At 41.7% G+C, this 18,728-nt stretch carries 20 protein-coding genes; 7 read left to right on the top strand and 13 right to left on the bottom strand.

What is annotated here, in order from left to right; translation table 11 throughout:
• Positions 1 to 22 precede the first annotated feature (22 nt).
• The 4 genes from OIU26_RS20690 (at position 23) to OIU26_RS20675 (ending at position 2,969) form a co-directional block, all read left to right on the top strand.
• On the top strand, positions 23 to 169 hold the full coding sequence (locus tag OIU26_RS20690) for a hypothetical protein (protein ID WP_013371239.1): 147 nt from the start codon (positions 23 to 25) through the stop codon (positions 167 to 169).
• 349 nt (positions 170 to 518) lie between these two features.
• Complete coding sequence (locus tag OIU26_RS20685) at positions 519 to 1,265, top strand: DeoR/GlpR family DNA-binding transcription regulator (RefSeq protein ID WP_264217866.1); 747 nt, start codon at positions 519 to 521, stop codon at positions 1,263 to 1,265.
• Positions 1,262 to 2,095 carry a Cof-type HAD-IIB family hydrolase gene (locus tag OIU26_RS20680; RefSeq protein ID WP_264217865.1) on the top strand — a complete coding sequence of 278 codons (834 nt, stop codon included), beginning with the start codon at positions 1,262 to 1,264 and terminating at the stop codon, positions 2,093 to 2,095. The genes OIU26_RS20685 and OIU26_RS20680 overlap by 4 nt, the downstream gene beginning before the upstream one ends.
• Positions 2,096 to 2,669: 574 nt before the next feature.
• The gene (locus OIU26_RS20675) at positions 2,670 to 2,969 is read left to right on the top strand and encodes a hypothetical protein (RefSeq protein WP_264217864.1); all 300 of its coding nucleotides are present in this window, start codon (positions 2,670 to 2,672) and stop codon (positions 2,967 to 2,969) included.
• A 1,407-nt stretch (positions 2,970 to 4,376) separates the two neighbouring features.
• On the opposite strand, the gene OIU26_RS20670 is transcribed toward OIU26_RS20675, so the two are convergent.
• The 3 genes from OIU26_RS20670 to OIU26_RS20660 all read right to left on the bottom strand — a co-directional run bounded on the left by OIU26_RS20670 (position 4,377) and on the right by OIU26_RS20660 (position 7,097).
• Positions 4,377 to 5,597, bottom strand: coding sequence for a CynX/NimT family MFS transporter (locus OIU26_RS20670; protein WP_264217863.1), 1,221 nt, complete (start codon positions 5,595 to 5,597; stop codon positions 4,377 to 4,379).
• A 201-nt stretch (positions 5,598 to 5,798) separates the two neighbouring features.
• Positions 5,799 to 6,596, bottom strand: coding sequence for a dihydrodipicolinate synthase family protein (locus OIU26_RS20665; RefSeq protein WP_102163732.1), 798 nt, complete (start codon positions 6,594 to 6,596; stop codon positions 5,799 to 5,801).
• A 312-nt stretch (positions 6,597 to 6,908) separates the two neighbouring features.
• A complete protein-coding gene (locus OIU26_RS20660; RefSeq protein WP_165083947.1) occupies positions 6,909 to 7,097 on the bottom strand; it encodes a cupin domain-containing protein in 189 nt (62 codons plus the stop codon).
• A gap of 465 nt (positions 7,098 to 7,562) precedes the next feature.
• Between OIU26_RS20660 and OIU26_RS20655 the strand changes: the two genes are divergently transcribed.
• Entirely contained in the window at positions 7,563 to 8,477 is a 915-nt protein-coding gene (locus OIU26_RS20655; RefSeq protein ID WP_029515234.1) for a LysR family transcriptional regulator, read from the top strand.
• Between the two features lie 469 nt (positions 8,478 to 8,946).
• Here OIU26_RS20655 and OIU26_RS20650 read toward each other — a convergent pair whose 3' ends face one another.
• The gene (locus tag OIU26_RS20650; RefSeq protein ID WP_264217862.1) at positions 8,947 to 9,894 is read right to left on the bottom strand and encodes a cation diffusion facilitator family transporter; all 948 of its coding nucleotides are present in this window, start codon (positions 9,892 to 9,894) and stop codon (positions 8,947 to 8,949) included.
• Positions 9,895 to 10,184: 290 nt separating this feature from the next.
• Between OIU26_RS20650 and OIU26_RS20645 the strand changes: the two genes are divergently transcribed.
• On the top strand, positions 10,185 to 10,484 hold the full coding sequence (locus tag OIU26_RS20645) for a Tn7 transposase TnsA N-terminal domain-containing protein (protein WP_436449184.1): 300 nt from the start codon (positions 10,185 to 10,187) through the stop codon (positions 10,482 to 10,484).
• Between the two features lie 158 nt (positions 10,485 to 10,642).
• On the opposite strand, the gene OIU26_RS20640 is transcribed toward OIU26_RS20645, so the two are convergent.
• From OIU26_RS20640 to OIU26_RS20625, 4 genes are all read right to left on the bottom strand, one after another.
• Positions 10,643 to 10,819: a hypothetical protein gene (locus tag OIU26_RS20640; RefSeq protein WP_264217861.1), complete on the bottom strand. Its 177-nt coding sequence runs from the start codon at positions 10,817 to 10,819 to the stop codon at positions 10,643 to 10,645.
• Positions 10,820 to 10,859: 40 nt separating this feature from the next.
• Positions 10,860 to 10,964 carry a hypothetical protein gene (locus OIU26_RS20635; protein ID WP_264217860.1) on the bottom strand — a complete coding sequence of 35 codons (105 nt, stop codon included), beginning with the start codon at positions 10,962 to 10,964 and terminating at the stop codon, positions 10,860 to 10,862.
• A gap of 305 nt (positions 10,965 to 11,269) precedes the next feature.
• A complete protein-coding gene (locus tag OIU26_RS20630; protein ID WP_436449179.1) occupies positions 11,270 to 11,614 on the bottom strand; it encodes a LysR substrate-binding domain-containing protein in 345 nt (114 codons plus the stop codon).
• Between the two features lie 23 nt (positions 11,615 to 11,637).
• Complete coding sequence (locus OIU26_RS20625; RefSeq protein ID WP_264217858.1) at positions 11,638 to 11,868, bottom strand: phospholipase D family protein; 231 nt, start codon at positions 11,866 to 11,868, stop codon at positions 11,638 to 11,640.
• A 60-nt stretch (positions 11,869 to 11,928) separates the two neighbouring features.
• Here OIU26_RS20625 and OIU26_RS20620 point away from each other — a divergent pair, with 60 nt between their 5' ends.
• Positions 11,929 to 12,255, top strand: coding sequence for a hypothetical protein (locus OIU26_RS20620; RefSeq protein WP_264217857.1), 327 nt, complete (start codon positions 11,929 to 11,931; stop codon positions 12,253 to 12,255).
• Between the two features lie 220 nt (positions 12,256 to 12,475).
• Here OIU26_RS20620 and bla read toward each other — a convergent pair whose 3' ends face one another.
• From bla to OIU26_RS20595, 5 genes are all read right to left on the bottom strand, one after another.
• Positions 12,476 to 13,387: a class A beta-lactamase gene (gene bla, locus OIU26_RS20615; protein WP_264217856.1), complete on the bottom strand. Its 912-nt coding sequence runs from the start codon at positions 13,385 to 13,387 to the stop codon at positions 12,476 to 12,478.
• A gap of 1,048 nt (positions 13,388 to 14,435) precedes the next feature.
• Positions 14,436 to 15,662 (bottom strand): MFS transporter, encoded by a 1,227-nt coding sequence (locus OIU26_RS20610; protein WP_264217855.1) that lies wholly within the window; start codon positions 15,660 to 15,662, stop codon positions 14,436 to 14,438.
• Positions 15,659 to 16,792 (bottom strand): MGDG synthase family glycosyltransferase, encoded by a 1,134-nt coding sequence (locus OIU26_RS20605; protein WP_264217854.1) that lies wholly within the window; start codon positions 16,790 to 16,792, stop codon positions 15,659 to 15,661. The genes OIU26_RS20610 and OIU26_RS20605 overlap by 4 nt, the downstream gene beginning before the upstream one ends.
• A 22-nt stretch (positions 16,793 to 16,814) precedes the next feature.
• Positions 16,815 to 17,516: a polysaccharide deacetylase family protein gene (locus OIU26_RS20600; RefSeq protein ID WP_058830807.1), complete on the bottom strand. Its 702-nt coding sequence runs from the start codon at positions 17,514 to 17,516 to the stop codon at positions 16,815 to 16,817.
• 30 nt (positions 17,517 to 17,546) lie between these two features.
• Positions 17,547 to 18,713, bottom strand: coding sequence for an MGDG synthase family glycosyltransferase (locus OIU26_RS20595; RefSeq protein ID WP_264217853.1), 1,167 nt, complete (start codon positions 18,711 to 18,713; stop codon positions 17,547 to 17,549).
• Positions 18,714 to 18,728 lie beyond the last annotated feature (15 nt).

Below are 18,728 nucleotides of genomic sequence, written 5' to 3'. Positions count from 1 at the left end.
ACTTTATTGAGGCGGGCCCGTCGTGAAAACAGTTCTCTCACTGCCCTCAATGACCATGTTTGAGCTGGTTGAGACAGGGATCTCTTATCACAAGCGAAGCTATGGGGGAACCATCGTGGGAGTGGCCGCAACTTTAATATTAGGGAGTGTGTTATGGAGCCGGTTGTAGGATTAGATGTGGATTAGTTTCCTATTTTAATACGCGAGGAGTGCAAGCATTTTATAATCAATCCACTTCAAACTAAACGTGCGAGAAACACGCAACTGCGAAAAGTAAAAACCGACACTGCAGATGTCAAAAGATTGAATTTATCAATAATTAGGCAAAATGAATAAAGTCCCTGGACTCTTAATGCGATGTGCATGCGGATCGGGGACTTATCATGTGAAATACTCAATATAAGCAGTTTGCTTAATTTTTTAAAAAACACTTAAAAACACTTAACAAAAAGCGTTAAATTGCTTATGATGAATATAGGGAAAGGGGGAGGGATTATATTCACCAAGAGGAACGACTTTTGAAAATTTTGGAGTATCTCCAAAGCCGTAACCAATTATCAAATTCGGAAATTTGCGATTTATTGAACATCTCGAGAGATACGGCAAGAAGGGATATTATTAAGCTTGTTCATGAAGGGGGGGTTATCAGAACCCATGGAGGTATTGCCTTACCCTTATTAAAAGAAGAAATAAGAGCCTACAAGGAACGTGTAACCTCAGCAACAAAGCAAAAGATGCTTATTGCAAAAGCAGCTTCTGAGCATATCGCTGACGGAGATGTATGCTTCATGGATGTATCGACTACCATTCAACTGCTCTGTGGGCAATTGGACAAGAATCTGACGGTTTACACACACTCGTTGGATAATGCAGAAGCTTTATCAGCAAAAAGTGAAATTAACATAAATTTGCTCGGGGGCAAATTTAATCATGAAAACCGTTTTTTTTATGACTACGACACGGCTATGCAGTTGAACGATGTTTTTTTTGACAAAGCTTTTTTAGGAGCTGCCGCCATTATGGAAGACGGAGTGTATTTTGCGAACCGTGATGATGCTTTAGTTAAAAAGCTGGTATCGAGGCGTGCCAGAGAAGTATTTTTACTTGCCGATTTCAAAAAATTTAATTTAACAAGCCCGTTTAAAGGTCTGAATTTTTCCGAAATTGATATTCTAATTACAAATCAGAATGCCCCGAAGCATTCATTGCTGATGTTGCAGGATAGCGGAGTAGAAGTTATCAAGGTGCTTGAGGAAGAAAAATGATAAAAAATCGCAAGGGAGCATGGGCCATGATACAAGCAATCTTTAGCGATATTGACGGGACGTTGTTAAATTCAAAACATCAAATTACATTCGACACCAAAAATACAATCCAAAAGGTTGTGGGAGGAAATATCCCTTTTGTACTCGTTTCAGCGAGAATGCCAAGCAGCATTTTTCCTCTTCAGCAAGAGCTCAATATTAGCGCTCCCGTCATTTGTTATAGCGGTGGTCTAATATTGGGCTGTAATAGGGAAATCCTCCATAGCATCTGTTTATCGAAAAAGAGCATTAAACAAATATACGATATTGTATCGGATCATTATCCTTCTATTAGTTTTAACTTATATGGCTATGACCAGTGGATCGTTGATAACACTCAGAATCCTTGGGTAATTCAGGAGGCGGGAATTATTAATGGCTCTCCCATACAGAGGGTGCTTTCCTCATATATAGAAGAAGATCATGATACTCACAAAATTTTATGCATGGGACCTCCCGAAGACGTTGAGCGGCTTGTACAACAAATCAAAAATGAAGTTACTGGTATCAGTGTCTATAAATCCAAGGGAACCTATCTGGAAATTATGGATGAGATGGTGTCCAAATCGTATGCCATTCAGGAACTCGAGGGGATATTTAATATTACTTATCGTGAATCGATGGCCATTGGAGACAACTATAATGACATGGATATGATTTTGTACGCAGGCCTAGGAATTGCAATGGGGAATGCGCCAGAGGAAGTTAAGAAAATTGCCGACTGGGTCACATCGAGTAATGATGAAGACGGTTTGAAAATAGGCTTGGAGAAATACATTTTGTCCGTTTGAAATAATCCAGTGACATTGGATATCCAAACACCAAAAAAATGTAGGCATTAGAAATAGAACAGAGGGGACACATAACCCTGAGGATACTGAGTTTGTATCTTCTCGGTCTGCGAGTGACGAGAACGGTAGAAAAAGAAAAGCAGAGTGAGACGACAAAAAGAGATCAACGTGTTCCGACCGTTGATCTCTTTTTGTTGTGCTCAATCAGCACGACAGATTACAAAAGAGATGAGGAAAGTTAGGTTAGGAGTTTGGTCGTCTAGATTTGTAGTGAAGAGCTTATTTACCTGTAATGCAGAAGAGCAGAAGGGATTAGCGATGCACGTTCTTATTAGGGAAGTTTAATGAATATATAAGTATACTAAATATCACATTCACATAGGAAATCATACGAAAAGGTCCCTATATATCCATTTTTCATCAGCAAGATCAGAAAATAATTTGGCAAAGTTCATTTACTTCTAGATGGAGGTGAGTTGCATTTTGTATTAGGTGTGTTTTTAAATAATGTTCTCCAGCTAATTGACAATTTATCATTTGTCGGGTGACAAGATTTCAGGACTGGGGAAGTGGTGTGGAGGAATCATCGTTTCAAGACGATAAATCTAGTGTTTATCTAGAAGTTTATAATCATGGAAATATCCCAGCAGAAAATGTCATGGTTGAGATTGCGGTTGATTTTGATGAATTAAATGATTTTATGAAAGATCATACTGCTTTCAATGATGAAGATAATCATTCATTTTATCTTTCTGAGGAAGAAGAAAAAGTCGTTATTTCATTTAATAAAGTAGAAAATATCAACATGAAATCAGTTTTCATCTTGAGGAATTGGGAACGATTCATCCTGTTGGCGCAGAAAAACACGGTATAAAAATACATCTTCCTAAATGGTACATATACTTATTGAGCATAAAGGCCTTTAATGAAAACTTGGATTTATTCAGTATGAATATCATATTGGTGTACAAAGATCCGAATAATGAAAGTAAATTATGTACATAAGAGTGAACCTGAGATACATATGGCGAAGAGGGAAGAAGAGCATTCTAATAATAAGGTGAAGTATAGAATTAAGGGTGAGTTAATAATAGAATAACTGTTTGGCACGGTTTATACGGCTTCCAGTAGGTAGTCGTTCTTTTTTTATTTCAAAAGATACTTAACAATATCCTGGCAGCCAGCTACAAGGCAATTAAAATGAACAAATGGACTTCAAGGATCAATGTGAAATCGGTGAACCTATTTAGGTAACTTTGCGTCATTAATGTAGGAACATTTTTGTCATTGGATAAAAATGGGGAGAATATGGACTAAGTAATTGTAGTGACACAAATCTTCCCTAAGTCTAGCCTCAGGGATAAATACAGTGAGATTGATGAATTTTACCTGATTTATAATATCCTTTAAAGGGGAATACTTTGTGTCACTGAACATTAAATCGTTATATCAATGAGATCAACTCTTAGCAAAGGATTCAAAGAGTCCATGAGATATGGAATTTCATAGTCCACATGAAAACAAATCTACTGAGGTTGATATAGCAAAATAATTTGGGAATCTCATGAAGAATCCACGTTGCTATACGGGTTTTCTAAGACATCTTCACAAAACCCGTATTTCTTTTAGTTTGATTAAATTATTATTTAGTCTTTATTTAATAAGGATTTTATATATTTGATTGTAAGTATAGGTTTAAGCCATAGACACATCGGCAGAGGGATAGCCACAGAAGCAACAGCGAAAGCCATAGCTTCTATCCATTCTGAAAAGAAACATGAATTCATTCATGCTTTTTGCAATCCTGCTTCTAATGTCATTTGTCGCAAGCTTGGCTTCTTCTTATTGGTGAATGTGATTTTGAATACCCTGTTGGTACTACCATACGATGTAATGACTGGAGGCTGAGGGTCGGGGACGGCTTATCTTAGTTGTGTAAAATAGATATTAATTGTAATTTGCAAGAAATATGTCGTACCGTTCGGCACAATAGCATGCAGCGCTTCCATGAGCTTGAGTGAGGAAACTAAATCATTTCCAGGGAGCTTAATGATTAAGTGAATTTATGAATCCCAGTACGGATTAGCATTCAGTTCTAATAATCTTGTCCAACTCACGGGAAACGTTAGTTCGATAAAATAGCGACAGTCGGTAAGAAGTTCTCTTGTTTTCAACTATCCATTCCCCTTTATATATTAATACCAATTACAAAAAAATCCCAAAAACAAATGTTTTTGAGACTGGGTTAAAAACCAAGTATTCTTGTTTACTGACTGGTATCCTATGCTACATATTCATTTTTTCCTGCGCCTATACCCGTGATAAAGATAATAACAGAAGTTAAAACTAACATCAGTAAGGAAGTATTCCAATTATGTGTCACATCATGCAACCATCCAAATAAGACAGGGCCGATAGCAGACAAAAGATAACCTAATGATTGAGCCATGCCGGATAATTCTGCTGCCTCATTCGTATCTTGAGTACGTAAACTAAAAAACATCATAGCTAAACTAAAGGCAAATCCCACTCCAATTCCAACCATGATTATCCATATTGAAATAAGGATCGTGCTTCCATGAAAGATACCGAATACCCCTCCAATAAGCAAGACGACTGAAACCAGTACTAATGAATGCTGCTTCTTTAAACGTCCAGCCAAAATAGAGACAATAAACGTAGTAGGAAGCATAGCAAATTGCATTAAAGACAACATCCAGCCAGCTTCATGAGTGTTCAGCCCTTTTTGTTCAAGAATTTCAGGAAGCCACGTTATCATGGTATAAAAGATTAAGGATTGAAAACCCATAAATAACGTGACATTCCATGCTAGTTTAGAATGCCATAAGTTTATAGATTTAACTTTCTTTTTAGTTTGTACAAATCTAATAGGTTCATGTTGATTTTGTATTAGTGGTAACCAAAAGAAAAGTGTAAGAAGAGATAAGATTCCCCAGCATCCGAGACCTCCTGACCATCCTAATCCTGATAATGAGGAGATGGGGATACTTATACCGGATCCAATAGCTCCACATAAATTCATAGAGACTATATAAATCCCTGTTATCATTCCTACATTTTGTGCAAAGTTATGTTTAATGAGACTGGGGAGTAATACATTACCAATGGCAATACATGAACCAATTAAGATTGTTCCTATAAATAAGGTTATTACACCACCAAAAGAACGTATTCCAAATCCAATGGTTAATAAGATTAAAGAAATAAATAGGATAAACTCCGTACTAAAACGTTGAGCTAACTTAGGGGCAAAAGGGGATAAGAATGCAAAAGTAAGTAAAGGTACTGTAGTTATTGTCCCTGCTAGTATATTAGATATGCCTAAACTGTCACGTATAGAATTTATTAGTGGACCCACTGATGTTAGTGGGGCTCTGAGATTGGCTCCCATTAGGATGATACCTATAATAAGTAATCCCATTTTAGGCTTTAGATCCGGTTTCGGTTGTCCTAGTTGATTGGTTTTTTGTGAAATACCCATGATCGCTATAGATCCTCCGTATTTAATACTAAAGCTTTTCTAAATTAGGTAATCAATTCATTTATTGTTTGGATTGCCACACTTCTATATTGTTCCACAATAGTAACCGTAAAGCAGAGAACATAATAAAATGTTGTTTTCTACTTGACGGTTACTTTTAAACATTTTAATTAAATTAAGCGAATTTTTGGACTTCTCCCGTTAGTTAATAGGAGAACGACATGCCCCTACTTTTATACCTAAAGAATTATAGTGATTTTTTATGTTTATGATGGCTTGACCACTTGTAACTTTATTAATTAATTGTTTTATCTTCCAAAGGTCTACTGGTTTATTCATTAATAAGTCATTAAAAATTTGTTTGATTTCTTGTGGGTAAACATTTCCTACCATACTAGAAAGTCCATTACAGCCATTCATTATCTTTTCTGTAAGATTTACATCTCCACCAGCGAACATGATGAAATCATCTGGTAAGTCAGTATTATGGTGACGTTTGGCATCACTCTCTTCTTTAAGTCCTACAAGGTTAGAGTACTTCTGGTTAATAACAGTCTTTAATGATTCAGCACTTAGCTCAAATCCTGTTCGGAAAGGATTATTATAAAGGACAACGTTTTTGGTGGTATGTTGTAGCAGCTCATTGATATAAGAAATAGCTTGTTGTTGTGTCGGCTGAATGTAAGGTGGAAACTGAATTAGAATAGAATCAAAAACAGATTCCTCAAGCTTTTTAACCAGTTTTATTGCATTTCTTGTTGTTGTAGCTGATACGCCAAACATCAGTTCAACATTTTCAAATTTTTGTTGATTAAAATAATCAATAATATGGATACGCTCTTCAATGCTCATTGAATTTTGTTCGCCTGTCGTAGCAGACACAAGTAGTGAATCTATCCCGTTATCTGTTAAATGTTTAACAATAGGATTGAATCCTTCTAAATATAAGCTCTCATCATCACGAAAGGGAGTTGGAATAGCAACATTAAAATTTTTCATCAGTTATATCCTCCAGTGTATATACATTACAAGAACTAATTTGTACATAAGGTCAAATACTAAATCCTTTCAGATAATTTTTAAAAGGTATATTTGAATGACTAAATTGTTCTATGTTCATGTTGTTTAAAGTTTGGTTACATTCTTCAGGCCAAAAGTATTAACTAATCTTTTCTAGTTATTCTTTATTTGTGTATCTGGTTTGACTATGTGACGAGGTGTACTACCCACCGGTTTCTCTAAAAACCAAGTGCCCATTGAAGTAAGAACCGGTACATTTTGAAACGTGTAAATAATAGCATCCTCTGTTTGCTAAGTGTTGCAATGCTCATGAGCAGAGCAAGGAGGAGCTAAGAATAGGTCGCCTTTTTTCAATTCAATCTTTTCTCCATCCACGATACTATAACCCTCGCCCTGAAATACTAGATTGAGAGCTACATTAGTATGACGATGAGCTTTATTATGCCCACCAGGTTTGAAAATTTGGACGACTACTTTCATAGTTGATGAAGTTCCATGCGTATCCCCTGTATGATTATGAATGAGTGACAATGTTCCACGGCCACTTTAAAGAAAGCCTTCCGATACAGATTAATTGAGTAATGGATAAATGTCTTTCCATTTCCATGAACATGCTCGAACGGCAGGCTTACTACTCTTTATTAAAAACTCACTGTAGTAGATAATCTCTGTTTTTTGACTACCCATCTTATCACCCCCACAAAATTTTTACACAGTTTAAAGAATTTATACTTTTAGGATTAAATGGATCTCTGTGCAACTAATAGTCTAAGACAGTTCAATCAATAGTACAATTCAATTATTTATATAATAACCATAGGTTTAACCTATGATATAATGTGTAATATCTAAGATTGTTTATAGTATTCCTATTGAAATTCATGTTAATAAACTTGCAAAATGTAAAGGTAGGAACTATTACCGTTTAAATCAGGAGGCTTAAGAATGGAGTTAAGACAACTTGAATATTTTTACGCTGTGTGCCAAGAGCTACATTTTACAAGAGCAGCAGAAAAGGTAGGGATTTCTCAACCTTCTTTAAGTCAACAAATTCGTTTGTTAGAACATGAAATTGGCACACTTTTATTTGATCGCATTGGTAAAAAGACGGCTCTTACGGAATCAGGGGAATTACTCTTAAAGTATACACGTAACATTTTTCATGAACTGGAACAGGCAAAAACCTCAATAGATGAACTAAATGGCCTTCAAAGAGGAACCATTTCTATAGGCACCTTGTTAACCGTTGAAAATTACCTCATTCCGCCCACATTACGTAGTTTTCATCATCTATATCCTGGTGTTAAGATATCTGTGTTTGGATTACGTACTGGGGATATTCAAAAACAACTGTTAGAAAATAAGCTGGATATAGGCATTGTTTTTTTACCTATGAAAGGGGATGAATTAGAAACCATTTCTTTATATAGAGAGGAAATGGCGTTTGCAGTGCCTGTTGGACACCCCTTAGAGAATCAGGATAAATTAGGTATAGAAGTCTTGCAAACAACACCTTCCATCTTACTTCCTGAACAATATTTTATAAGACAGCTTATAAATAAAGCTTGTAAAGATGTGGGGTTTATTCCAGAACCGGTCTTTGAAATTACAACCATGCAATCTTTAATTAATATGGTTATAGATAGGATAGGGGTAACTATATTACCGCGACCTTACTTAGAGTACCTTAACCATCCTCGTATCAGAATTATTCCCATTTTAAATGTTAATCTTGCTCGATATATAGGAATTATCTACAGGAAAGATAAATACCTGAGTGCTGCGACACGTATTTTTATTAATACTCTAAAAGAGACTTCACTCCATTTGACTCAGAATTTTATGAAAGGCACTGATTAAACAGTCCACTCATTTTATTAATCTTTATTTATATACTACTGGACATATAAAAGAAAGAAGCTACGACGGTCAGTTCTTTTTTGGATTGGAAAAGTCAGAGGGAATAGCTTCAGGTGCTATTAATATGTAAAGAGAACGGAAAAGTCACCATTTCAAAAATAATAAGGTCACCTTGAATCACTGATTGAATCGTATCAAAGGGCAATCGCGTAGGTAAAGATGCGTACGAAAAACCGTATTGTGATGGTGGGCAGACTTGAATTATCTCGATTCAGATATGAATTTGACTTTTGAGAAAATAATGAGGTTTATACTAGATGCCATCGCTCCATTTAAGAAGGAATGACCCATTTTGCGTTAACAGACTTGGATCTAAGTCTACAGAACAAATTTCCAAGGAGTGCATTGGTACTTAGGGGAGCGGTCGAGGATTCAGCCGCTCCAAAAAAGTCAAACAGTCCTCCTTTTATTAATGGCTATGATGTGCATGTGCATCCGGCGCACCTGACTCTATAGTGCACATAATGGATTCATCGTGTCTATGCTGTTCGGACTCGATCTGCAAAGTAGAGTGAGGAATGTTCTTATGCTCCAGCATATGCTCGATACTATGCAGTAGGGCCTCGGTTTCATACACTGTTTTATTTCCATCAACTACAATATGCGCAGTCAGAGCGTTTAAGTTGCTAGTAATTGACCAAATATGCACATCATGTACGGCTTTCACACCTTCGAACTGCGAAATGGCTTGTACGACTTCCTCTACATCAATGTTACGGGGTGTTCCTTCCATAAGCACATGCAGGGAAGTCTTACTAACAAAGTAACCACTGCGAAGGACAAGTACTGCGACAATTACACTAGCAAGTGGGTCCGCCCAACCCCATCCCAAGAGCATCATCAGAAGAGCGGCAATAATCGCTCCAACAGATCCCAGCATATCGCTGAGGACGTGCAGATAAGCACCTCTCATATTCAGGTTGTGCTCTGTATCGCTACCTCGCATCATAATCCAGGCAACGAGTATATTAATGAACAGGCCAACAATACTGATAACTAGCATCCCCACTGTAGCTACTTCTGGAGGATTTATAAACCTTTCAATCGCTTCGTAAAAAATGTATAAGGCAATCGCAATCAGAGTAACACCGTTTAGCATTGCAGCCAATATTTCAAATCTCCTGTAACCAAAGGTTTTTTCCTTATTGACAGCTTTCTCTCCAAACTTAAACGCGAACAAAGCGATCGCCAACGCAAGAGAATCCGATAACATATGACCTGCATCCGAGAACAAAGCTAAACTATTGGTAATAAATCCACCAAAAGCTTCGACCAGCATGTAAGTAGTGATGATGATGAAGGAGATCAGCAAAACTTTTTTATTGTTGTGTCGATGTCCATGATCATGTCCTGCCATACATATCCCAGCTTTCTATTTTATTAACACATGAGCAACTGTTCATATGTTTTATTGACTTTAATTATATGTGGGGAAAATCTACACGTCAAGTGCAGCATGGCGCAACATCAGTATTTAGTTGCCTTTAAGTTTTATAAAGCATTAAAGCACTTCCGTATTGAGAAAGTGGTTAATAGGTCTAACGTTGTTTTAGTGTATCTATTTTATGGTGTATATAAAGAGGGGATATTTTAAACAGCTTTAAGAAGTCGAGTAGGAGCGTCGAATTTAAAAAATAGAAACAAGCAATCAAAGCTTATTGTGAACAATATCCTAAGATTAGCTATGCTTTTAATGGTGAGCTACATACAAGTATTTTTGACATGTGGATTCAGTTGAAAGATGGAACTGTAAAATGTTGTGAGGTTAAATATGAATTCGAGTTAAATCCCGAAAATCCGCGTAACTCCCGAACATTGAAACAAATAAAGGCACAGAAAATTTGGTGCGATAATAACGGGATTATACATGAAGTTGTTACAGACAAAGATCTAAGAAAGAACCACTTAGAATTGGAAAATAAATCAAAGGTTATCTCTATAATTTAAATTAATTACGAGGTTTCCCTTATACATATTCACAAAACTCGTATTTTGTACATATGTATTACATGAGCTGCTGAGATAAAACTTCTTCTCAACAATTGTTGTCGGATGACAAGAACTTGATAACATTCCCCACCCATACAACGTGTCACCTAGTCTGACTATTTCATCTGTTCCTGAACCCAGATCGCAGAACCGGCCAGCATCTCCATCAATCCGTCAAAGTGAGGCGCTACCTCCTGAAATGGATAGTCTCCTGCATAGTCGTGGATAAGCATCAGAACTTTACCCGAATTCCGTTTCAGAACAGCAATGCTTCCTTCTCCAAAAACCGCCAATCGGGAACGGATTCAGGTCTTCAGGCAGGTCGTACTCTTTCTAATACTCATGATACGCTTCCACAAATGCAGGGTATGCCCAGTCCAATTCCTGTACGGAATAGAGCGCAGGATCACCGAAGTGGCAGGCACCGTAGTACAGCAAAAGGTCCCGGTACGACTCGGGAAGAATAACGTTGTGCTTTTACTCAAAATCAACGATCGCCTGCTCCGATTCCCGCGTACAGCTCTTCCCCATTACGGTCTGATATGCCTGATTCAAAAGAGCCCGAATTGGTTCTAATGCCGCTGATTCCATGAAACATCCTCCTTTTATAGGTGAGATAAAGCCTGCCATCATTGTACCGATGTAAAATATTATTGATTAGGCCCTCGATCTAACGAATTCGAGTTCGTCCCTCACTGTTAATAACAATACAACCCCGATAGAGTTTTATGAAATAGAATTTTTTAGCCTTCGTTACTCCTGGTTGTCATCATCTCCAGCAAGCCACGTAATGCGGCCGATAGATGTTCACTTTGGGCATGTACAAGTCCCACTTCCAACCTGCAGTATGGCTCTGGCAAAGATATCACTGAAACCTCTCCTCTTAATTCGGCTTGAACAACCGAAGATCGCGGGAGTAAAGATACCCCTATTCCGGCAGATACACCACTTAGGATCGTGTTCAGTGTACCAAATTCCATTACATTGAGCGTATGGACACCACGGCTATGTAGAAAAGCTTCAGTTTGAATTCTGTGTGTACACCCGATCTCAAAGAACAACATCGGTTTACCTAATACTTCGGGCATCTGATGCAAGCCGGGTTCCGCAATCAAAACCAGTTCTTCATCAAACACCTTGATTCAAGGATTCCATTGAAGTAATCGGAACATTCATTAGCAAAAACCGGTTCATTCTCTATTAACATACCAAATTCATGGCTCTTATAGAAACCATTAAACGTAAAGTTAGCAGATCTGGTAATAACCGAAGTCCCATCGAATATATATAGCTTTGAGTGTAGGTCCTGCAGCGCATATATGTTGGCACCAGCACTTAACAATCTATCTAAGCCATCAATGAGCGTTGCAATGAATATGGAGCCGAGTATACCCCGGTGCTCATGAACGAATTTGATGGAGCCGGTGTATATGGAGATTCTGGCTGGGAACCGCGCTTATTCAGCGAGGATTATCAAGCTGATTTGCTCGGCAAATCGCTGAAGCTCTTTCGAAGCGATCCGAAGATTAGTGGCACTTACGTTTGGCAATTTGCAGATACACGGGGCCAACTTCTGAGCCATCAACCGCACTTCAGAGACCGGGCACGCTCCTTCAATAACAAGGGGCTGGTTAACGAATATCGCAAACCCAAGCTTGCCTATCGTGTGGTGAAGGGTATTTACACCGACCACAGTGATCCGTATGACTGGGGTTCTACACTGAAATGAGTTTGTAGAGATTCTATAAGTTTTTTTGAACTCGCACTAATTAGGGGGTACTTTTGGAACACGTACTTATATGGTCATAGGGGAATACTCTAATCCAGAGGAATTCTTACGATTCCCTGTTTGGCAAACAGGTCGAGAACAGGAGCATGTTTCCCCTTGTCTCGACCTTTTGTGCTTGGTTTAAATAGCCCTATCGACTTACCCAGCAGCTCTGCTACGCTTACTCCAGAGCCTTAAAGGCCGCCTTGGCTGCCTCAGCGATTAGGGCATTGTTATACTCTGCATCTTCGGTATCACGGCTGGACATTACGGCAATAATGATCGGATCCCTGTCCGGAGGCCATACGACGGCAACATCGTTGCGTGTGCCATAGCTTCCTGCGCCTGTCTTGTCACCAACTACCCAGCCCTCTGGCACAGCCGCCCGAATTAGTTCGTCACCGGTAGTATTTTCCTTTAACCAGCCGATAAGCAGTTCTTGTTTGTCATTAGGCATGGAATCGTCAATCGTCAGCACTTTTAAGCTGTTGGCAAGGGCGTTGGGCGTACTCGTATCACGGTGGTCCCCAGGAATCGCTTCGTTCAACTCTGTCTCATAACGGTTGGCCATAACCACAGTGTCACCGTTGTCTCTCATCGCTTTTTCGAACCCTTCGGGCCCGCCGAGCGCCTTTAGCAGCAAATTTCCTGCCGTATTGTCGCTATAACGAATAGCCGCATCACTGATTTCCTTGAGATTCATCCCGGTATCCACATGCTGTTCCGTAATCGGTGAATACGTTACCAGATCATCCTTGGCAAACTTAATGACTTTGCCCAGTTCATCGTTAGACTTCTGCTGCAGGACCGCGCCTGCTGCCAGTGCCTTGTAAGTGGATGCATAGGCAAAACGTTCATCGGCCCGATAGGCAACCTCTTTCCCTGTTCCCGTATCAATAACATATACGCCCAGCCGCGCGTCAAACTTGACTTCAAGCTGTTTAAAAACCACATTCGCTGCGTTTGAGTTTGGTGGCTCCTTTTCAGTCGGCGGAGTTGAAGCCCCCTGTTTTGTACAGCCAACGAGCAGCACAAGAAAGAGTGTCATCGCAAATAAAGCTATTCTATTTGTATTTAATACGTATTTTTTCAAGATTTTAGCCTTCTTTCCCTAAAAATATATCGTCTGTTTGAACCCCTGCCAGCAGGTTATACCCGATGTCCTCCTCTCTTCTCATTTCCATATGTATTACAAATGTAATATTTCAGTTATTATATTTGTGGTTTTTAAAAGTCAAGTTACAGAATTTTGATAGTAGAGCTCACCGACCGAATATAAAATACGCCGTCGTTATGTCCCTAGTACATCTTATCTATTTTGAAATCGTTTTCTTCTGAATGCGGACATACGTGCCTCGATTGCATAAAACGACGGTTAATTATAGCAGAATCCGACATTCGCCCTCAAATAAAGGGCGCGATGTCGGCTTTAAACTTAACGGCCAAACTCCTTATCGATTATTTTATTGTGAGCCGGCTCCACTTCCGGGGCTACCGAGTTGATGCACGTTACCAAAATGCGCTGCCCGCCTAAAGATCCGAAGGCTCTTGATTCAAATCCCAAAGTACCGCCGGTTTGTCCCCAGAATGATTGCCCGTCAGAAGTGCTACTCCTTTTCGAATGGTGAATGATTTCATAACGCAATCACTCCTATTATTTTAGAATGTTGTTCTGCTTTACCCCCTCACCTTACCTCCGATATTGTTAAATCGAACAGTGATAAAACCGCCAAACTTTTAATGACATCGTACTTGGACCTGTCACATATACCGCATGACAAACTGTCAACTGTCTTATATGACGTGCTTGCTAAGATAAGGATCTCTAGTACAAAAGGTGTTAGGACAACAACCTTTACCGATAGGCAAAGAAACATGCCCAGAATGAGTTGTTGTTCTAACTGTGTTATTTGATAGAGCTAATACAATTTAGTTAGTAAGGATAAACTAGTGTACTTTCTTTTTTGATTGCAATCGTAGGAGTCCTGCTTGAGAAAAGCCGACAGCCCATGAAGCACATCTTTAGAGGCTAAGAAACCGATATAGGTCAAGGTGTTGTTGCTCGGGGGAATGGGGAGCGCGATGAAGTTAGCTGCAAGTTGATGAGCAAGACCAGGTATCCATATTCGTGAAACAATTGTTCAACTAACCCGATCAGGTCCATGAGCATTCTCCCTCTTGTGCTGCAATGTCCCGCGAGCCGAGACAAGCTTGTTTTGCGGCAAAATTAAATAAAAAAGTGCAAGAACAGCCAGTAAAGCAGCGCTGATGCTAATGGCAGCTTCATTCGTATACTGGCTGGCTATCCATCCCCCGATGACCGGACCAATCATAATACCGAGCCCTTCAATCCCGGAGAGTACTCCCCACCCGGTCCCTTTCTGATCCTCCGGAACAAGGTACGACAGCACCGCATTCCAGGCCGGAAGCACGGCTGAGTAAGACAATCCCAGCATAAAGGCAAACAGCATCGTTAATGCAGGCGGCGGCATGGATACGATTAACAGAGCCAATATGACCGTAAGCGATACGAAACCGGCGAACAGCATTTGCTTGTGCCCCCATCGATCGGCCAGCTTCCCCATCGGGACCAGAAACAGCATCGCACCGGCCCCGCCGAATATGAGCATTATCGAATATTGCGGCTGGCTCAGACCTAGATGGTCAGCGGCAAAACCGGGCAGTATCGGCAGCAGCAGTCCCGCAGCGGTCATCTGCAGGACCATGCCTGGCAGTAGCCATTTCAGCTGAACGAGTCTTCTTCGCAGTCCTGTCGCTTGTTCGGCAAAGCTGACGTTCTGGAGATGCAAGGGGGTTGTTCTGTTAATCCCGAACGATGCGATGCAGCCGACGGCGAGCAGCGCAGCCATCAGCCGGAAGGCAGGTACGAAGCCATAATCGAAGGTGAGATTGATTGTGATCGGCCCCAGACCGATGCAGGCCAGCCACACGGTGTATATCGCCCCAATCTGGGCTGCCCGCTCCGTCAGCCGGATTTTCTCCAGACAAATGAGCCATATAGGCGACGCCCCCATCCCAAGCATCACGGAACCGGCAACGAGCCCCCAGGCATATGGACTAAAGAACACAGCGGCTAGTCCGGACAGCATCAGGACGAAAGTGGCGGGCAGCAGCCAGCGCAGCGAAAACCTGTCCAGCAAATATCCAGCCACACATTTAATCAGCGTATCGGCTGTATAATGAAGCGAGACGGCAAGACCGACCAAAGCAACGGTTTGCCCCGATTCGTTGACGGCAAAGTTCGGCAGGAACGAGAACAAGAAAGCACTTCGGACAAACTCTGTGCAAAAAAGCACCGTGAACAGCATCAGAGTAGAAAGCTTGAACGCGCTCCTCCCGTTCATCATATTCCCCCCCTTCTTAAGGGGCTTGCCTCAGGAAACAAATGCCGAACAATATGGTCCGCAGACGTTTTCTGCCTTGCTGCGAGCAGCCCGTTCATCATTGACTGCTTGATCGGCTCAGAGGAGATCATCGCTTGTATCTGCAACACCAGATCATGAATCGTAAAGGCCACGGCTGCCGCTCCTTTGCGCTGCAAATACAAGGCATTTTCCTTCTCCTGCCCCAGAAACGGATTTAGGATGAAAATCGGAACCCCGGCCTGAATCGTCTCGGATAGTGTAACGCCTCCCGCTTTCGTGATGACGCAGCAGGCACTGCTCATCAAAACATGCAATTGATAGGTGAAGCCGAATACATCCACTCTTGCATCATCCGCCCAGCTCTCCGCAAGTCTCCGTCTCCATCTTTTCTGCCGGCCGCAAATCACTTGAATGCGGACGCCTGACAAGAGTAGCAGCTTCCCGATGAGCCTCGATAGCGATTGCAATGTGCCACAGACGTTGGCCATAAGCAGAATCACATGCTCATCTGCCTCTTTAACGGAGCTGGAACCGATCATTGCCGCATCATAAAATGACTCCCTGACTGGAATTCCGGTCACGGTAATACGACTCTCGGGGACGCCTTGCCTGACCATGGCCTCTTTGACGTCGCTGGCAGGGACAAAATAGTGATCCGGCTTGGCGAACAGCCATCTCCGGTGAACGTCAAAGTCCGTTATGACAACAGCAGTCCGGGGACGGATCGCAGATAATGCTTCGCTGCTTGGCAAGCTGCCGAACGGGAATGTATAAATGATGACCTCCGGCTGGTACTGGAGGATGATTTTCTTGAGCCTGTCGCCGCCAAGACTGTTCATCCAGGCCGCAATCTTTCCCTTCATGGGAAGCCGGTTGGTCAGATGGTAGATCCATCCGTAATAGGGAATGCCTAAACTGGCTGCATGCGGGCTTTGCCGGTATAGAAAGCGGATTATTTTGTTCAGCACAGGATAAGCTTCCCGGAACAAGTCGACAACCGCCACCTCGCTATAACCATTGCGAATTAAGCTTTGCTGCAACACCTTGGACACCTGATGATGACCTTCTCCGTAATCGGCCGTTAAAATTAAAATTTGTGGTTCCTGTCTCACTATTGTCACCTCATTTCACTTGTCAAGCCATTTCATCCAGACGAACGAATTGCAAGTTGCGTCCCTGTAATTGATGTAGTACTTCCTCCAGAGCCTGAAGCATAAAATATGGCGCGTGACGGTCCGCTCCCGGCGTATCTCCGCTGTCATGCAGTAAAATAACAGATCCGTCCGTAATTCCGTTCAGCAGCGTTGCCTTCAGCTTCTTGCGGCAGCTCCTGCTGCGCCAATCCCCCGCCTTCAAGGACCAGAGTACGATGCGGTACGATTTGGGATGAAAGAAATCGAAAGCGTTCATGAGCCCCCATGGCGGACGATAGTGATCCGGCCTTTTTCCAATTATGGATTCAATAATATCTGCGGTCCGTTTCATATGATCACGCCGCACCGTCCAGGGAAGCATCAGCCAATTGGAGGTGTGAGCGTAATTGTGGATTCCAATCTGATGACCTTCACGATCCATTCTTCTGATTAGATCCGGGTGCAGTTCCGCCTGCGAGCCAAGCACGAAGAATGTGGCCTTCACTTGATAATCCTGCAATAAATCCAATAATTCCGGTGTATACCTCGGATGCGGCCCATCGTCGAATGTGAACGCTACCTGGTTTTTGGTCGTTCCCTTACGAAAGGCTCCCAATCTGACTATTCTTGGCAGAAAACTGGGAATTAGCATATACAGACTGATGAAGCCTATGAGCCCAATCAACAAATATTTAACAAGCAACGTCTTTATCCCCCTTAGTGAAAAATAAGTTTAAGCATATTGCTGCAAGGAGCAAACCCATTTTTCTTCCTGGGTATCGCTCTGCATGTTCAGAATTTGCATGACCGCATGTCTGGCGGAATCCTGCTGTCTGCACAGCCCTGCATTCTCCCTCATTTCTTCCATTAGGGAAGGCTGTTGAACCAGCCGCTGAAGCTGATCCTGCAAACTGTCAATCTGACATAGATACGCTACTCCCGCTTGAATCAAATAACTGGCATTATCCTTTTCCTGCCCCATTTGTGGCTTCAACAGCAGCATGGGAAGCTGAAGCGCCAGAGCTTCGGAGGTCGTCAGTCCGCCCGGCTTGGTAATCAATACGTCTGCGGACGCCATCCATTCATGGATTCCCTCCAGGAAGCCTGTCAGCATGACGTTATCCCTGTCTCCCAACGCTTCATGCAGACGGTTCAGCAGCTTCACATTGCGTCCGCATACGATCACAAATTGCACGTTAGGGGGAAAAGAGTCAGATTGCATTTGCTCGATGAAGGATTTATCGATAATCCCGCAACCGCCCCCCATCACCAGCACGACAAAGGCGTCAAGAGGCAAGGCCAGCTTCTCGCGCAGCCGGTCTTTATTGTCGGTCTGACTGTAGGAAGGGCGAACAGGGATGCCCGTTACAGCAATTTTGTGGTCAGCAACGCCTTTTCTCTGCAGAGCTCCACGCACACCTTCGGAGCCGACCAGATACAGATCCGTAAACGGATGTATCCAATAACTGTGATCGGAATGGTCAGTAATGACTGTTGCCGCAGGCAGATCCGTCATCCCTTTTTCCTTAAGCAAGGAAATGGCGGCTGATGCCAGCGGGAACGTACTGACAATCAACGTCGGCTGTTCCTCATTCAGAAGTTTGAGCAGTCGCTGCAGGCTGGTCGTGAGAAAATGCTTCAGGAAGAAAGTAAGTGTACTGTCCGTCCGGGTCTTCTGATACATATATCCGTATGAGGAAGGAAAATGCTTCACCCATTGCAGGAAGCAATACCGTTCAACCACATGCATGCGGGGATGGATCCATTGCATAAAGTCGACCACCTCTACTCCCTGTTTGTACAACACCGATGCCTCCAAAATCGCCTTGGCCGCCTGCATGTGTCCATCCCCGAGCGCGCCGGACAAAATCAGCAGCTTTTCCCGTTTTATGCTATTCATCAACAATCGTCTCCT

Origin of the sequence: Paenibacillus sp. BT-177 (genome assembly GCF_025846815.2) — a bacterium.
Lineage (GTDB): Bacteria > Bacillota > Bacilli > Paenibacillales > Paenibacillaceae > Paenibacillus > Paenibacillus polymyxa_C.
This window is presented reverse-complemented; position numbering and strand designations above follow the sequence as displayed.

Bases quoted from the DNA above. Each gene is read 5' to 3' on its own strand.
- OIU26_RS20680 (WP_264217865.1), top strand. From the start codon at position 1,262: ATGATAAAAAATCGCAAGGGAGCATGGGCCATGATACAAGCAATCTTT.
- OIU26_RS20670 (WP_264217863.1), bottom strand. From the start codon at position 5,597: ATGGGTATTTCACAAAAAACCAATCAACTAGGACAACCGAAACCGGAT.
- OIU26_RS20665 (WP_102163732.1), bottom strand. From the start codon at position 6,596: ATGAAAAATTTTAATGTTGCTATTCCAACTCCCTTTCGTGATGATGAG.
- OIU26_RS20660 (WP_165083947.1), bottom strand. From the start codon at position 7,097: ATGAAAGTAGTCGTCCAAATTTTCAAACCTGGTGGGCATAATAAAGCT.
- OIU26_RS20655 (WP_029515234.1), top strand. From the start codon at position 7,563: ATGGAGTTAAGACAACTTGAATATTTTTACGCTGTGTGCCAAGAGCTA.
- OIU26_RS20650 (WP_264217862.1), bottom strand. From the start codon at position 9,894: ATGGCAGGACATGATCATGGACATCGACACAACAATAAAAAAGTTTTG.
- OIU26_RS20630 (WP_436449179.1), bottom strand. From the start codon at position 11,614: ATGCCCGAAGTATTAGGTAAACCGATGTTGTTCTTTGAGATCGGGTGT.
- OIU26_RS20620 (WP_264217857.1), top strand. From the start codon at position 11,929: ATGAACGAATTTGATGGAGCCGGTGTATATGGAGATTCTGGCTGGGAA.
- OIU26_RS20610 (WP_264217855.1), bottom strand. From the start codon at position 15,662: ATGATGAACGGGAGGAGCGCGTTCAAGCTTTCTACTCTGATGCTGTTC.
- OIU26_RS20595 (WP_264217853.1), bottom strand. From the start codon at position 18,713: ATGAATAGCATAAAACGGGAAAAGCTGCTGATTTTGTCCGGCGCGCTC.